15 protein-coding genes are annotated in these 14,585 nt (G+C 59.2%); 4 read left to right on the top strand and 11 right to left on the bottom strand.

The window, feature by feature from the left end; all coding sequences use genetic code 11:
* Positions 1-38: 38 nt before the first annotated feature.
* The 5 genes from V6N02_RS15200 to V6N02_RS15180 form a co-directional block, all read right to left on the bottom strand.
* Positions 39-1,754: an SLC13 family permease gene (locus V6N02_RS15200; protein ID WP_371227155.1), complete on the bottom strand. Its 1,716-nt coding sequence runs from the start codon at positions 1,752-1,754 to the stop codon at positions 39-41.
* A gap of 80 nt (positions 1,755-1,834) precedes the next feature.
* Positions 1,835-2,764, bottom strand: a complete 930-nt coding sequence (locus tag V6N02_RS15195) for a DMT family transporter (RefSeq protein ID WP_371226701.1) — start codon at positions 2,762-2,764, stop codon at positions 1,835-1,837.
* Entirely contained in the window at positions 2,761-3,573 is an 813-nt protein-coding gene (locus V6N02_RS15190) for a TIGR00282 family metallophosphoesterase (protein WP_371226699.1), read from the bottom strand. The genes V6N02_RS15195 and V6N02_RS15190 overlap by 4 nt, the downstream gene beginning before the upstream one ends.
* A 166-nt stretch (positions 3,574-3,739) precedes the next feature.
* Positions 3,740-5,389: a chaperonin GroEL gene (gene groL / locus V6N02_RS15185; protein ID WP_371226697.1), complete on the bottom strand. Its 1,650-nt coding sequence runs from the start codon at positions 5,387-5,389 to the stop codon at positions 3,740-3,742.
* Between the two features lie 44 nt (positions 5,390-5,433).
* Entirely contained in the window at positions 5,434-5,721 is a 288-nt protein-coding gene (locus V6N02_RS15180) for a co-chaperone GroES (protein ID WP_371226695.1), read from the bottom strand.
* A 207-nt stretch (positions 5,722-5,928) separates the two neighbouring features.
* Here V6N02_RS15180 and V6N02_RS15175 point away from each other — a divergent pair, with 207 nt between their 5' ends.
* A complete protein-coding gene (locus V6N02_RS15175; protein ID WP_371226693.1) occupies positions 5,929-6,915 on the top strand; it encodes a TraB/GumN family protein in 987 nt (328 codons plus the stop codon).
* A 41-nt stretch (positions 6,916-6,956) separates the two neighbouring features.
* On the opposite strand, the gene V6N02_RS15170 is transcribed toward V6N02_RS15175, so the two are convergent.
* Positions 6,957-7,502 carry a P-loop nucleotide/nucleoside kinase family protein gene (locus V6N02_RS15170; protein ID WP_371226691.1) on the bottom strand — a complete coding sequence of 182 codons (546 nt, stop codon included), beginning with the start codon at positions 7,500-7,502 and terminating at the stop codon, positions 6,957-6,959.
* The gene (locus V6N02_RS15165; RefSeq protein WP_371226689.1) at positions 7,499-8,194 is read right to left on the bottom strand and encodes a DUF2161 domain-containing phosphodiesterase; all 696 of its coding nucleotides are present in this window, start codon (positions 8,192-8,194) and stop codon (positions 7,499-7,501) included. The genes V6N02_RS15170 and V6N02_RS15165 overlap by 4 nt, the downstream gene beginning before the upstream one ends.
* 93 nt (positions 8,195-8,287) lie before the next feature.
* Here V6N02_RS15165 and V6N02_RS15160 point away from each other — a divergent pair, with 93 nt between their 5' ends.
* The 3 genes from V6N02_RS15160 to V6N02_RS15150 all read left to right on the top strand — a co-directional run bounded on the left by V6N02_RS15160 (position 8,288) and on the right by V6N02_RS15150 (position 11,302).
* On the top strand, positions 8,288-9,208 hold the full coding sequence (locus V6N02_RS15160; protein ID WP_371226687.1) for a manganese-dependent inorganic pyrophosphatase: 921 nt from the start codon (positions 8,288-8,290) through the stop codon (positions 9,206-9,208).
* An 89-nt stretch (positions 9,209-9,297) separates the two neighbouring features.
* Entirely contained in the window at positions 9,298-10,191 is an 894-nt protein-coding gene (locus tag V6N02_RS15155; RefSeq protein WP_371226685.1) for a DMT family transporter, read from the top strand.
* A gap of 85 nt (positions 10,192-10,276) precedes the next feature.
* The gene (locus tag V6N02_RS15150; RefSeq protein WP_371226683.1) at positions 10,277-11,302 is read left to right on the top strand and encodes a hypothetical protein; all 1,026 of its coding nucleotides are present in this window, start codon (positions 10,277-10,279) and stop codon (positions 11,300-11,302) included.
* Between the two features lie 6 nt (positions 11,303-11,308).
* Here V6N02_RS15150 and V6N02_RS15145 read toward each other — a convergent pair whose 3' ends face one another.
* Genes V6N02_RS15145 through V6N02_RS15130 form a run of 4 tightly spaced genes read right to left on the bottom strand, consistent with a single transcriptional unit; the run spans position 11,309 to position 14,582 of the window.
* Complete coding sequence (locus tag V6N02_RS15145) at positions 11,309-12,112, bottom strand: ABC transporter permease (protein WP_371226681.1); 804 nt, start codon at positions 12,110-12,112, stop codon at positions 11,309-11,311.
* Entirely contained in the window at positions 12,112-12,993 is an 882-nt protein-coding gene (locus tag V6N02_RS15140; protein ID WP_371227153.1) for an ABC transporter permease, read from the bottom strand. Before V6N02_RS15140 ends, V6N02_RS15145 begins: the two co-directional genes overlap by 1 nt.
* A 59-nt stretch (positions 12,994-13,052) precedes the next feature.
* Positions 13,053-13,772, bottom strand: coding sequence for a transporter substrate-binding domain-containing protein (locus tag V6N02_RS15135; protein ID WP_371226680.1), 720 nt, complete (start codon positions 13,770-13,772; stop codon positions 13,053-13,055).
* Positions 13,773-13,805: 33 nt separating this feature from the next.
* Positions 13,806-14,582 carry an ABC transporter ATP-binding protein gene (locus V6N02_RS15130; RefSeq protein WP_371226678.1) on the bottom strand — a complete coding sequence of 259 codons (777 nt, stop codon included), beginning with the start codon at positions 14,580-14,582 and terminating at the stop codon, positions 13,806-13,808.
* Between the last annotated feature and the right edge of the window lie 3 nt (positions 14,583-14,585).

Below are 14,585 nucleotides of genomic sequence, written 5' to 3'. Positions count from 1 at the left end.
ATTCAAACCCTCCGGCATGGCGCAGCCATTCCTTTAGATTAAAGTGGCCATATAAACGGGATCACGGCAGAGGCCAGCAAGCCGATGCTGAGGTTCAGCGGGATTCCCACCTTCATGAAATCGGTAAACTTATATCCCCCGGGGCCATAGACCATCGTGTTGGTCTGATAGCCGATGGGCGTGGCGAAACTGGCCGAGGCCGCCACCATCACTGCCACCACAAGCGGGCGCGCGTCGATGCCCATGGCGTCTGCCAATCCAATGGCAATGGGCGTGACCACCACCGCCACCGCGTTATTGCTGACCATCTCGGTCAAGACCGACGTCAGCAGATAGATCGCCCAGATCACCAGAAACCCCGGCAAGATTGCCAAGGCGGGCGCCAAAGCGCCCACGATCAACTCAACCGCGCCTGATGCTTCCAGTGCCGCCCCAACCGCCAACATGGAAAAAATCAGCGCCAGCAAACGGCCGTCAATGAAGGAAAACGCCTCATCCGCGTCAATGCACCGGGCCAGCAGAACCACCGCCACGGCCATGATCGCCAGCGCCAGAATGGGCGCCACGCCAAGACCTGCGAGGATGACAATACCGGCCAGCGCCAGGATGGCCAGCGGTGCATGGCCCCGCCGGAAGGCTCGTGCCGAAGGGTGCGAGACATCAACCATGTCCATATCGCGCGACAGGCGTTGGATATCTTCAGGGGAGCCTTCCAGCAGAAGCGTATCGCCCACCTTCACCACCAGATCATCCAACTGCCGCCCGATATTCTGGTTCCGCCGGTGCACCGCCAACGGATAAACACCATACCGGCGCCGCAGCCGCAGCGCACCCAGAGAGCGACCAATCATCTTACAACCCGGCGTGATCAAAACCTCGACAGTGGTGGTTTCCACCGCCGAAACCTGATCCACGCGTTTGAGCTCCTTGTTGCGCTGCAGGCTGAGCAATTCGGTCATCTGCGTGCGCAGCACCACCCGGTCGCCAACCTGCAATGACACCCCTTTCAGGTTGCGCCGCAGTGACACGTCCCCGCGGATCACGTCGATCAACCGCACGCCTTCACGCTTGAACAGCTGCACGCCCGACACGTCGCGCCCGATCAGGTTCGAGTCCGGCGGAATCACAGCTTCGGTAAAGAACTTCATGCGGGATTTGTCCGACAGCAGGTCTGCCATGCTGTCGCGGTCAGGCAACAGAAACGGGCCGAAAAACCGCAGATAGACCATGCCCCAGATCACCAGGATGATGCCCAATGGCGTCACCTCGAAGATCGTGAACGGTTCAAGCCCGTGGGTACGCGCAACCCCGTCCACCAGAAGGTTCGTCGAGGTCCCGATCAGGGTCAGTGTGCCCCCAAGGATCGCTGCATAGCTCAATGGGATCAAAAGCTTGGAGGCAGTCAGCCCCAACGAACGCGCCAGTTGCACAAACACCGGAATCATCACCACGACCACAGGCGTGTTGGACACGAAGGCCGAGGCTATGATGACGAATGCCAGCAGCATCCCGATGGCCACCTTCGGATTGGTCTTGGCCTGTTTGTCGGCCAAGCTTGTGAAGGCATCCAGCGCCCCGGTGCGCACCAGAGCCCCCATCACGATAAACATTGCTGCAATGGTCCAGGGCGCGGGGTTCGACAGTACATCCAGCGCGTCCTGATAGGGCAAAACCCCAAGCGCCAGAAGAAGCGCGGCCCCGCTCATCGCCACCACTTCGGTGGGATAGATCTCGCGCACGAAAAGGGCGAACATGACCAGTACAACGACAAGTGCAATAATCGCTTGCCCGGTCTGCGACAGCTCAAGTAATTGCGTCACCTTTACTCACCCTCTTACGGTTCGTCTGCACTGTCGCCCATGGCGCGCGCAGGCACAAGAACCCTTGCCGCACGCGGCTGCACCAGGAACATGCCCACCATCATGGTGCCCAATGCGGCCCAGACCCAGATCGAATAGCTCTCGCTCAGCATGACCATCGAGGACAGAACCCCGCAGGCGGTGACGATATAGGCCGATTGCGCTGCAAAGACCGACCCGGCCCGCCCCACCAGCCAGACATACCCGGCATAGACCAGTGCGTGCAGTGCCGCACCTATGGCCATAGCGATTTCAGGCGCGCCGGGATTGGTCAATGGGTTGATCCACTGCCCGCTCAGCACCGCCATGGGGGCGGAAAAGAACAGCCCAACGAACGCCGCCCCAAACACCACCTGGATCGGGTCCAGCCCTTGGGTGCCCCATTTCATCACCAGATTGCCCTCGGTGGCGTAAAAGGCCGGGGCCAGCAAGGCGACCAGCACGTAGAAGGCGGCCGTTCCGGCGGGCAAACTGGCCTCGGGACCGATCAGAAGGACAACGCCAGCAAAGCCAAAGAACAGCCCGATGAAGCGCCCGGACTCGAACAGTTCATTGCGGAACAAAAGCGCGATAGGTAGCGAGAACATGGGGGTCGTCGAGGCCAGGATCGACATGATCCCGCCGGGCAGATGAATGGCGGAAAGATAGTAGAAGATATCCGGCAGCACCGCGCCAAGCAGTGACACCATCGCAAATAACCTAAGATATTGCCGCCTGATTACCGGCCTCTTGCCAATGGCAAACAGCACCGCGCCCAGAAACACGACCATCACCGCCAATTGCCAGAAGATCAGGCCCATCGGCTGATACCCGGTGCTGACCGCGATCTTGGCCAGCGGTATGGTCAGGCCCCAGCCCACGCCAAGCACGAACAGGACCAGATACAGCCAAAGCGTGCTTTTCATGGCCCCGATGGCTCAAGCCGCCCGCCCTGACGCACCATCTTCACCTTGGTGGCTTTGCCGGTGGCATCATCGGTTTCCACATAGATCCCCGACAACGTTGCCTCGCCCATGGCGGGTTGAAACCGCTCCTTGCCCATACCGGTCACAAAGCGGCGCATCGGCTCGACCTTGTCCATGCCGATCACGCTCAGGTAATCACCGCACATCCCCGCGTCACCCTGAAACGCCGTGCCGCCGGGCAGGATCTGGGCGTCGCCTGTGGGGATATGCGTGTGCGTGCCCACCACAAGGCTGGCCCGTCCGTCACAGAAGTGGCCCATGCCCATCTTTTCGCTGGTCGCCTCGCAGTGAATATCGACGATCGAGGCCTGCACTGCCCCACCCAGAGGATGCGCCCGCAAGGTGGCGTCCATAGCCGAGAACGGATCATCAAAGGGGCGTTTCATGAACACCTGCCCCAACACCTGAGACACCAGTACCTTGCGCCCTCGCGCATCAGAAAACACGCGATGACCGCGCCCCGGCGCGCCCTTGGCAAAGTTCAGGGGGCGGATGATGCGCGGTTCATTTTCAATGAACTGCAACATATCTTTCTGGTCAAACGCATGATCGCCAAGAGTGATGCAATCGGCCCCCGCCTCCAACAACGCCTTGGCGTGAGAGCCGCTCAGCCCCATGCCACCCGTGGCGTTTTCGCCGTTGACCACGACGAAATCCAATCGCCATTCGGCGCGCAGGCGTGCGAGATTTTCGATGATAGCCTTGCGCCCGCCGCGCCCGACAACATCGCCTAAAAACAAAATCTTCATGCTTTAGGTGTTAGGGGCGGGAAAGCCCGAGGGCAAGCGCAAGCTGGGGTCAGTTTCAAATGAAAAGAGGCCGCCCCAAGGCGACCTCTTGTAGTTTTAAGCGTGGGCTTCGTCTTTTGGCGTTGCCAAACGACTTTCGCCTGACAGCTTTCGCAAAGCGAAAGCTTTACATCATGCCGCCCATGCCGCCCATGTCGGGCATGCCGCCACCGGGCATGCCGCCCGCGCCTTCTTTGGCGGGCTTGTCGGCAACCATGGCTTCGGTGGTGATCAGCAGGCCTGCGATCGAGGCGGCGTCTTCCAGAGCGGTCCGCACAACCTTGGCCGGGTCGATCACACCGTAGGCGAACATGTCACCATATTCTTCGGTCTGAGCGTTGAAGCCAAACTTGGCGTCGTCCGATTCACGGATTTTGCCAGCCACAACCGAGCCATCAACGCCCGAGTTCTCGGCGATCTGACGCAGCGGTGCTTCCAGAGCTTTGCGCACGATGGTGATACCGTTGTTCTGATCGCTGTTGGCGCCTTCCACCCCATCCAGGGTTTTCGCAGCCTGAACCAGAGCAACACCGCCACCAACGACAACGCCTTCCTGCACAGCAGCGCGGGTCGCGTTCAGAGCATCGTCCACGCGGTCTTTGCGCTCTTTCACTTCGACTTCAGTCATGCCACCAACGCGGATCACGGCAACACCGCCAGCCAGTTTGGCCACACGCTCTTGCAGTTTTTCGCGATCGTAGTCCGACGTGGTTTCTTCGATCTGGGTGCGGATCTGAGCAACACGTGCTTCGATCTCGGCTTTCTCACCGGCGCCGTCCACAACAGTGGTTTCGTCTTTGGTGATGTCGACTTTCTTGGCCGATCCCAGCATGTCCATGGTAACCGATTCAAGCTTCATGCCCAGATCCTCAGAGATCACCTGACCACCGGTCAGAATGGCAAGGTCTTGCAGCATGGCTTTGCGGCGATCGCCGAAACCAGGGGCCTTGACGGCCGCGATTTTCAGACCACCGCGCAGCTTGTTCACAACCAGAGTGGCCAAGGCTTCGCCCTCGACGTCTTCGGCGATGATCAGCAGGGGTTTTTGCGACTGGATGACTTGCTCCAGCAGCGGAACCATCGGCTGCAGCGAGCTCAGTTTCTTCTCGTGCAGCAGCACGATGCAGTCTTCCAGCTCGACGGTCATCTTGTCAGCATTGGTGACGAAATAGGGGCTCAGGTAGCCACGGTCGAACTGCATGCCTTCGACAACATCGGTCTCGGTTTCCAGACCTTTGTTTTCCTCGACGGTGATCACACCCTCGTTGCCAACTTTTTGCATCGCACCAGCGATTTGCTCGCCGATCTCGACTTCGCCGTTGGCCGAAATGGTGCCAACTTGTGCAACTTCATCGCTGTCTTTGACTTCGCGCGCTGCGCCTTTGATCGCTTCAACCACTTTCGAGGTGGCCAGATCGATACCGCGCTTGAGGTCCATCGGGTTCATGCCTGCGGCCACGGCCTTCATGCCTTCGCGAACGATGGCCTGGGCCAGAACGGTGGCGGTGGTGGTGCCGTCGCCGGCTTCGTCATTGGTGCGGCTGGCCACTTCTTTGACCATTTGCGCGCCCATGTTTTCGAACTTGTCTTCCAGTTCGATTTCCTTGGCAACCGATACACCGTCTTTGGTGATGCGCGGTGCGCCGAAGGATTTGTCCAGAACCACGTTGCGGCCTTTGGGGCCTAGGGTCACTTTGACCGCATCGGCCAGAATGTTGACGCCGCGCAGCATCTTGTTGCGGGCATCGGTGTCGAATTTGACGTCCTTGGCAGACATATGTGTCTCTCCTGACTATCTGTTTAAATTGGGGTGTGAAGCGATTAGGACACGATGCCCAGAATGTCGCTTTCTTTCATGATCAGCAGCTCTTCGCCATCCAGCGTGATCTCGGTGCCCGACCATTTGCCGAACAGCACGCGATCGCCTGCTTTCACGTCCAGCGCAATGCGGTTGCCGTCATCATCGCGGGTACCGGCGCCAACGGCGATCACTTCGCCTTCGCTGGGTTTTTCTTTCGCGCTGTCGGGAATGATCAGCCCGCCAGCAGTTTTTTCGTCGCTTTCGATGCGACGTACAGTCACTCGGTCATGGAGCGGTGTAAATGCCATGTTCTTTGGCTCCTTGGCTCAACGTTTCTCCCATAAGACCCCTTTCCAGGGCCGTTAGCACTCGCTCGTATTGAGTGCTAACGGCGCATAGCTAAGGAGTGATCCAACGGCTGTCAACAGGTCCTGCGCATTTTTATGAACAGGTCTTTCAAGCCCCTGCAGCAGCCACTAGGTTGAGACCAACTTCACAAAACCATTGAGGGCGTCATGCTGCGTACCATTGCCTTAATCTCTTTTCTTATCAGCCCCCTGCCCGCTTTTGCGTTATGCGAGGGTGACAATCTGATCGACCAGCTCCCGCCTGAAGAACAGCAAGAACTGCGCAGTCTGGCGGATGAGGCGCCCTATCCCACCGGGCTGCTCTGGCGGGCCAGCAAGGGCGAGACGCAGATCACCTGGTTTGGCACCTACCATTTCCGCCACGAGATGACAGACATACATCTGGACACCCTCAAACCGCTCATCGAAACAGCCCAGAGCATCTATCTGGAAGTCTCTACGGACGACACCAGGCAAATGGAACGCGCCATTGCGGCGGACCCCTCGATCATGTTCATCACCGAAGGCGCCACCCTGCCTGATCTGCTGGGCGCACAGGATTGGGAGACCTACAAGGCCGCCATGACCGAGCGGGCGATACCCGGGTTCATGGCGGCCAAGTTCAAACCGGTCTGGGCTACGATGATGCTGGGCATCGGCCCCTGCGAGGCGCGCAACGGGATGGTGGAGCAGTCCGGGATTGACAAGCTGATTGGCGAATACGCCGCCAATATCGGCAATCCCAGCCGCTCACTCGAGGATTTTCGTACGCTTCTGACGATGCTGGACAGCTTCCCGCAAGAAGATCAACTGGACATGATCCGTCTGTTCTTTGCCTATTCGGGGGACGCCGATGACCTGGCCTATACCCTGCGTGATCGGTATCTGGCGCAGGATATCGCGCTGATCTGGGAATACTCCAAGAAGCTGTCGCTGGATCTTGGCGGGCCGGACGCCGCCGAGGATTTTGCCCTGTTTGAGCGCTTGCTCCTGACAGATCGCAACCGCAGCTGGGTTGATCTTCTGCTGAAAGAGGCCGCTGGCAAACAGGTCTTCGCGGCCGTCGGCGCCGCACATTTACCGGGCGAAAACGGTGTGCTTTACATGCTGGAACAGGAAGGGTTTCAGATCGAGGCCCTGCCTTTTGATCCTTAGAGCGGTTAATCCTGATGAGTGCGGTAGGGTGTAACCCCACCCTACATTTCTGTTTTGATCGACCACGACTCGGCCAGCATCGCGTCGACCTGTGCCAAGAGCCCTTCGATATCAGGTGGAATGTCTGACCTCACAGATCGCACCTGCCCAAGGCCCAAAGGATAACCCCCCGTCAGCCCCCGCACCCAGCGCTCGACTTGGTGAGGCGGGCGCAGGTGATCCAGATGGCTCGGGTGTCGACGCCTCGCACAAAAGCGGCGTATGGCAATTTCCGGAGGGCACGCGCAATGCAGTTCAATCACCCGATCAAAATGCCCGCCGATCCAGCCGGTGGGGGTGTCGGTGCTGCCATCCCCACCTCGCGGAGCCCAATGTGAGATAAGAACAACGCAATGGCATTCTGCCGCTGCATCACGGAAAAGCACATCGCTTTCTTGGCTGAGCCGTCGGCGCATTGTCATGTCCAGCACCGGCTGATCATTGTAAAGCGTTTCCAAAAAGTCATCTTTGTCCAGACAGGGCCACCCTAGGCCGTCCGCCAGCTGGCGACCAAGGCTGGTCTTGCCGCTTGCAGGCAATCCGGTCATGACAATGGCGGTTGAGTGGTTGGTAACTTCGACCTCTCTTCCACATCAAGAACCGTTGATCCTGCATCGCTTAATGAATAAACGCCGCGCTCTACCCGAAAGAACCAGCCGGAATGGTTGTCCGCCATGATCTGTCGCGCACGCGCAACCCCTGTTGCCTTGGCCACGGCAGAGGCTTTGGTCGGGCCATTCTCAGCAAGATAACCCAAACAGCGCAGCGCATCCTGTTTGTAAGCTGTCATCACCTGTCCGCGCGTGCCACCTGCATTGGGATCGCCGTCACGGGCTTTGAATTCCTTCATCAGTGCCGCCAGACGGGTCTTTGATTTGCGCGGGCGAAACTCGACAGGGTCACAATGGGGCTGCACGAAACCATCTTTCAATCGAACGCTCAGCACACCAATGCCAAGCCGCTTGCACAGTCCGATGTTGCCCTTGAACGTGCGCCACCCCGCTTTGCCGTTCCAACGCGGTACGGCGACATAGACCTGATCGGTGATCGCCTGACGCGCGACTGCCTGTTGCAGCAGGGTCAGGGAAAACCCGGTCTTCAATTCGACCACCAGCGGCGCATCGCCGTCGCGCAGGGCCACAACATCCGCCGCACCCACCTCGGCCTTGACCTGATATCCCATCTGTTCCAGCCAGGATTTGACAGGGGCATAAAGCTCGGTTTCGGCGGGTTTGCTCATGCCTGCAATTTGGCCGCATGACGGGTGGGTGACAAGCCCCGCCTGCCCCCCTATAAGGCGCGCAAATCAATTCATCCGCTATGAGGCACCCCCATGACCACGCTTGTTTTTGGCCACAAATCCCCTGACACCGATTCCACCGGCTCACCGATCCTGTGGGCGTGGTATCTCAACGAGGTCAAAGGCGGCGATGCCGAGGCCGTGCTGCTGGGCGAACCCAACACAGAAGCCGCTTTCATGCTGGAAAAGTGGGACCTGCCCAAGCCGCGCATCATCGCGGATGTGGACGCGGATCAGGCTTGCGTCGTGGTCGATACCAACAACCCCGCCGAACTGCCCGAGAACATCAACGCCGCCGACGTGCAGGCGATCATCGACCATCACAAGCTGGTCGGCGGGCTGGAAACCAAGGGCCCGATTGATATGACCATCCGCCCGCTGGCCTGTACCGCGACGTTGATGATCGACCTGATGGGTGACGACGCCGCCAAGATGCCCGATTGGGCCAAGGGCGCGGCGCTGACCTGCATCCTGTCCGACACGCTGGAATTCCGCAGCCCCACCACCACTGATCATGACCGCGCGGTGGCCGAGAAACTGGCTGGTGAGCTGGGCATCGACATCGCAGCCTATGCGTCCGAGATGTTTGCCGCGAAATCCGATGTTTCGGCCTTTTCCGATGCCGAATTGCTGCGCATGGACAGCAAGGAATACGAAGTGGGCAGCACCAAGTTCCGCGTCTCGGTTCTGGAAACCACCGCGCCCGCAACCGTGCTGGACCGCAAGGCCAGCCTGATGGACAGCATGACAGCCGTCGCCACCGAGGATGGCGTGGATCAGGTGCTGTTGTTCGTGGTCGATATCCTGAAGGAAGAGGCCACGCTGCTGGTGCCTAACGATCTGGTGAAATCCGTCGCCGAGAAAAGCTTTGGCACCCCGGTCAGCGGCGATGCAGTGGTTCTGCCGGGCATCATGAGCCGCAAAAAGCAGATCATTCCCAACCTCGCCGTTTGATCACAACCCAATTCACACTAGAACGCCCATAAGCCAATCGCTTGCGGGTGTTTTTCTTTGCAGCACCATGATCTGAAGGATACGACCCCATGCGACGGCTGCATCTTGCGCTTTTGATCGTGATCCTTGGCAGCACCTGGGGCCTTAACGTGTCGCTGATGAAAGCGGCCTCATTGTCGGGGTTGTCCTTCACGTTGCTCGCGGTACTGACGATCTTTGGCAATCTGGTGATCTTTGCCGCGTTCAGCCATATTTTTGTGGGGCGCATCCGCTTTGTGCCCCGCCTTTGGTGGTTCTTCGCGGCCTGCGGCGGCCTTGGCTATGTGCTGCCGTTTTTTCTTGAACTGTTCGCGGTGCCACGGATCGGCGCCGCGCCCTTGGCGATTGTGATCTCGCTGGCGCCGATGATGACCTTGCTGATCGCCGCCGCTACCGGCACAGAAAAGATGACACTGCGCCGGGTGGCGGGCATTAGCATTGGCCTGATTTCGGTCAGCCTGATCGCGCTGCAGGATCTGTCCTCGCTCAAGGGCGCGTTTGGCATCGGATTGCTGGCGGCTGTTTTCGTACCCTTCATCTATGGGTCGTATCATGTGTTCATCGCCCGGTTCTGGCCCGACGATATGGAGCCGTTCGAGATTGCCATGGGGGAATCCCTGGCCGGGCTGTTGATCGTGGCACCGCTTTATGTCGGGTTTGGCGATATTGGCGCGGCCCCGCCCTTCTCGTTTGAGACCTATTGGATCGTTGGTGCCCTGCTGCTGTTTTCCATGGTCGAGGTGTGGCTCTATTTTGCGCTGATGCGGATGGGCGGACCGACCTATGTGTCGCAATCGGGCTATATCGCGGTAATCGCCGGGGTGATCTGGGCCAGTGTATTCTTCGATGAAACCATCACACCCTGGCTAACCCTAAGCATCCTTCTGTCGCTCACTGCATTGCTGGTCACAGGCCCGCGCGAAGAGGCGGAAAAGACAGATTAGGCCATGTGCCATCTCGATTGCCCGATCCCCTGCCCCCGTGCTAACGTTTGCCAACAAGAGGCAGAGCAGGCCCGCGAAAACGGATATGACGGCACTTAATCAATACCAGCGGCTGGAATCGGCCGGGCTTTGGCGCCCGAATGCCGACGCGCAACGCACAGACGTGATTGTCTCGATTGGCGATGCCACGCTGGTGATCACCGATATGCAGGACCGCGCGCTGGCGCATTGGTCGCTCGCCGCTGTCGAACGTGCCAACCCGGGCAACCGCCCGGCCATTTATCACCCCGATGGGGATCCCGGCGAAACGCTGGAAGTTCCCGAGACTGAAACCGAGATGGTCGCGGCCATTGAAAAGCTGCGCGGCGCGATCGAGCGGCAACGCCCCCGTCCGGGCCGCTTGCGTCTGATCAGTTTACTGATGTCCTTCGCAGCGGTGATCGCACTGGCGGTGTTCTGGCTGCCCGATGCGGCGCGCAACCATGCAGTGTCGGTGGTGCCACAGGTCAAGCGCGCCGAGATCGGGACGGCCCTGATGCACCATGTGCAAACCGTCACCGGCCCGCCCTGCCGCGCGCAGGAAGGCAATGCGGTGCTGACCAAATTGGCCCGTCGCCTGCCTACGCCCGAGGGGGCGGGGCAAATCGTCGTGGTGCGCGGCGGAGTCGATGATGCGATTCATCTGCCCGGTCAGCGCATTCTTCTGAGCCGCGCCCTGGTTGAGGACTTTGAAGACCCCGACATCATGGCGGGCTACATCATCGCCGAACGCCTGCGCGCGCAAATAAACGATCCGCTGTCCGATCTGCTGACCCATGGCGGCCTGAGCGCCAGCATCCGCCTGCTGGCCACGGGCGAGGTCAAGGACGAGGTGCTGAAATCCTATGCCAGCGCCCTGCTGACCGCGCCGCGCCCAACCATCGACGATGCCATCATGCTGGCCGGTTTCAAGGCGTGGAAAGTCCGCTCGACCCCTTATGCTTATGCGGTGGATGTGTCGGGCGAAACCACCCTGCCCCTGATCGAGGCCGATCCCTATGTCGGGGCCAGCCCTGAACCGGTTCTCAGCGATTCAGACTGGCTGCGCCTGCAAGGGATATGCGACAGCTGATCCAGATCAACGGATGACGTTCATTCTCGGGCGCCGTAACTTGCGCGCCTCCTGCGGCAAATGCCGGTTCAGATAGCGATTGATCAGCCCAAAAAATCCAATAATGCACAGCGTCATCAGGATGAAATACCCGGCCAGAATGGGATAGGGCACAAAGGGATTGAAGGTCTTGTCGGCAAAGAAGTTGGCATAGTAAAGCGCATCGCCCCGTTGCCCCCAGGTTGGAAAACCCGAGAAGAACACCAGCGTTGTTGCGTGAAACAGGAAAATCGCTTCGTTGGTATAGGCTGGCCAGGCCAGGCGCAGCATGGTCGGCCATATGATCCTTTTGAACCTTGGCCAGCCGGAAAAGCCATAGGCATCCGCCGCCTCGACATCGCCCTTGGGGATGGAACGTAACGCTCCATAGAAGATTTCGCCCGAATAGGCCGCCGTATTCAGGAACAGAACGATCAGCGCCCCTAACCAGGCCGCAGTGAACGGGTCGAATATCGGACTGATCTGCTTGAGCGACAGGAACGCGAAATAGGCAAAGAAGAATTGAATGAACAGCGGCGAGCCGCGGAAAATCAGAACAAACCACTCGGCTGTCTTTCTGATCCATGTCGTGCTGGACTGTTTGCCCACCGCCACTGCCGTGGCCAGAAAGAAGCCAAAGATGAGGGCCAGAACCCCAAAATAGATGTTCCATATCATGCCCGAGCCGATCAGCGTGAACTGTTCGCACAGCGTGTAGTCTGTGGGTAAGCGCCGCTCGCCGATCCCGACGCTGCGCAGGGCGTAGTCCTGTATGGTTTGCCAGCAAGACATCAGGCCGCCTTTCGCTGGGATTCGCCACCGGTGGTGGCCTGGCCATGTGTCAGCTTGACCATCAGGCGCTCAAGAAACACTTCCGAGACTTTGGTAAAGCCCAGATAGAAAATCAGCAGCACAAGGAAGTACCACATCCGCCAGTCACCATGGGGATAGTCGGTAAAGCGCGGATTGGCGGTACCGCCCAACTCGCGCGCCCAATAGACAATATCCTCGACACCCAGCAAGAACAGCAAGGGCGTCGCCTTGATCAGCACCATCCAGAGGTTGGACAAGCCGGGCAGCGCATAGACCCACATCTGCGGCACAAGGATGCGCCAGAATGTCTGGCGGCGGGTCATGCCATAGGCCTCAGCCGTCTCAAGCTGTGGGCGGGGCACAGCGCGCATCGCGCCATAAAGCACGTTGGCGGCAAAGGCCCCGAATACGATGGCAAAGGTCAGCACGGCGACGAAGAACCCATAGGTTTCGTGCACCCATTGCGGCGCATCGCCCAAGGGCAGCTTGGCCGCCTGACAGACCACGAAATCGTTGCCCTGCCGGATCGGCTGATCCCAATCGGGGCATTTCACCTTGTGGCGGACCCATTCGAACATCTGGTCCAGCGCGATAACGAAAAACAGGAAAAACGCGATGTCGGGCACGCCGCGCACAACCGAAATGTAAGCCTTGCCAAACCAGCTGAGCGGTGGAATGCGCGACCGAGCCGCCATCGCACCGCCAAAGCCAAAGGCCAAAGCCGCCGGGGCCGTGATCGCCAGCAACAACAGGACCGTGCCGAATGCCCAATAGAAATTGGCGTGCTTGCCCGTGGTTAGGTAGCAGGCCATCCATCGGACGGACTCAAGCGTATCGGGATCTGTGCAAAAGCTGAAAATAGCGGGGCCTCATCCGGCAAGGGTGCGCGCGCGAGACACCCCGCGCGCGCCAGATCATATCACTCGAATGTGGAAGAGACTTCCCATTTGGCGATCATCTCGTTGAGGCTGCCATCGTCCTTCATCGACTTGATGGCGGCATCAAACTTCGCCTTCAACTCGGTGTCGGATTCGCGGATGCCCATGCCAACGCCGCCGCCCAGCGGGACGTCATCGCCAACGAACATCAGGTCGCCATCTTCGGCGACGATCGGGGCAAGATAGGATTTATCGGCCAGAACCGCATCGGCCTCGCCGTTTTTCACCGCAGCAATGGTTTCTTCGGGCGTGGCAAACTCTACCAAAGTTGCACCGCTATCGGCGATGTAACCGGCCTGGATGGTGCCGGTCTGGGCTGCGACAACGCCGCCTGCCAGATCCACGTCCTCGGACATACCGACGAATGCCGACGGATCAGGGGGGGTATAGTTGTCCGAGAAATCAATGACTTCATCGCGCTCGTCGGTGATCGACATGCCCGCGATGATGACGTCATAGTTGCCCGAGACGAGGTTCGGAATGATGCTGTCCCATTCGTTGGTGACCCATTCACAGGTCAGCTCGGCGCGGGTGCACAGCTCGTCGCCCAACTCGCGCTCAAAGCCATCGACTTCGCCTGCGTCATTGATGAAGTTCCACGGAGGGTACGCACCCTCGGTGCCCATACGCACCACATCCATTGCCATCGCCATGCTGGCGCTGAGCGCCAAAGCAGAGGTTGCAAGAACAAGCTTTTTCATTGGTTTCTCCCTTGTTTGTTCTAGTGAGTATTATCAGGCAGCCATCGTCGAGCTGAGGAACTGCTGCAGCCGCTCTGATTTTGGGGACCCGAAGAGTGTTTCGGGCGGTCCCTCTTCCTCGATCAGCCCCTGATGCAGGAACACAACGTGATCCGACACATCATGGGCCATTTTCATGTCATGGGTGACGATCATCATGGTGCGCCCTTCGGCGGCCAGATCCTTGATCACCCTGACAACTTCCTGTTCCAGCTCGGGGTCAAGCGCGCTGGTGGGTTCATCAAATAACAGCGCTTCCGGCTCCATGCAAAGCCCGCGGGCAATCGCGGCGCGCTGTTGCTGCCCGCCCGATAGCTGAGCAGGATAGACATCGCATTTGTCGCCGATGCCCACTTTGTCCAGATACTTGCGAGCCGATGCCTCGGCCTCGGCCCGATCACGACCCATAACCGTTACCGGCGCTTCCATCACATTCTCCAGAATGGTCAGGTGCGCCCACAGGTTGAACTGCTGGAAAATCATCGACAGGTTGGTGCGGATGCGCAGCACCTGCTTGGCGTCACCCGGATGCCGCCCCATGCCGGTGCCACGCCATGTCACCGGTTCCCCCTTGAAGACGATATCGCCCTGCTGACTGTCTTCCAACAGATTGGCGCAGCGCAGAATGGTGGATTTCCCCGAGCCGGAGGAGCCGATCAGCGACACGACCTCGCCTTTACGGGCGGTGATATCAACACCTTTGATCACTTCCAAAGCGCCATAGGCTTTGTGCAGATTGCGAATTTCGATGACGGGTGGTTCTTCGGACAAGGC

It is taken from the genome of Roseovarius conchicola (genome assembly GCF_041403425.1).
Taxonomy (GTDB): Bacteria; Pseudomonadota; Alphaproteobacteria; order Rhodobacterales; family Rhodobacteraceae; genus Roseovarius; species Roseovarius conchicola.
This window is presented reverse-complemented; position numbering and strand designations above follow the sequence as displayed.

Excerpts from the sequence above, each read along its gene's own strand:
- V6N02_RS15195 (WP_371226701.1), bottom strand. The coding sequence starts at position 2,764 with ATGAAAAGCACGCTTTGGCTGTATCTGGTCCTGTTCGTGCTTGGCGTG.
- V6N02_RS15190 (WP_371226699.1), bottom strand. The coding sequence starts at position 3,573 with ATGAAGATTTTGTTTTTAGGCGATGTTGTCGGGCGCGGCGGGCGCAAG.
- V6N02_RS15160 (WP_371226687.1), top strand. The coding sequence starts at position 8,288 with ATGACCACGCTTGTTTTTGGCCACAAATCCCCTGACACCGATTCCACC.
- V6N02_RS15200 (WP_371227155.1), bottom strand. The coding sequence starts at position 1,754 with ATGTTCGCCCTTTTCGTGCGCGAGATCTATCCCACCGAAGTGGTGGCG.
- groL (WP_371226697.1), bottom strand. The coding sequence starts at position 5,389 with ATGTCTGCCAAGGACGTCAAATTCGACACCGATGCCCGCAACAAGATG.
- V6N02_RS15150 (WP_371226683.1), top strand. The coding sequence starts at position 10,277 with ATGACGGCACTTAATCAATACCAGCGGCTGGAATCGGCCGGGCTTTGG.
- V6N02_RS15170 (WP_371226691.1), bottom strand. The coding sequence starts at position 7,502 with ATGACCGGATTGCCTGCAAGCGGCAAGACCAGCCTTGGTCGCCAGCTG.
- V6N02_RS15135 (WP_371226680.1), bottom strand. The coding sequence starts at position 13,772 with ATGAAAAAGCTTGTTCTTGCAACCTCTGCTTTGGCGCTCAGCGCCAGC.
- V6N02_RS15180 (WP_371226695.1), bottom strand. The coding sequence starts at position 5,721 with ATGGCATTTACACCGCTCCATGACCGAGTGACTGTACGTCGCATCGAA.
- V6N02_RS15155 (WP_371226685.1), top strand. The coding sequence starts at position 9,298 with ATGCGACGGCTGCATCTTGCGCTTTTGATCGTGATCCTTGGCAGCACC.
- V6N02_RS15145 (WP_371226681.1), bottom strand. The coding sequence starts at position 12,112 with ATGTCTTGCTGGCAAACCATACAGGACTACGCCCTGCGCAGCGTCGGG.
- V6N02_RS15165 (WP_371226689.1), bottom strand. The coding sequence starts at position 8,194 with ATGAGCAAACCCGCCGAAACCGAGCTTTATGCCCCTGTCAAATCCTGG.
- V6N02_RS15175 (WP_371226693.1), top strand. The coding sequence starts at position 5,929 with ATGCTGCGTACCATTGCCTTAATCTCTTTTCTTATCAGCCCCCTGCCC.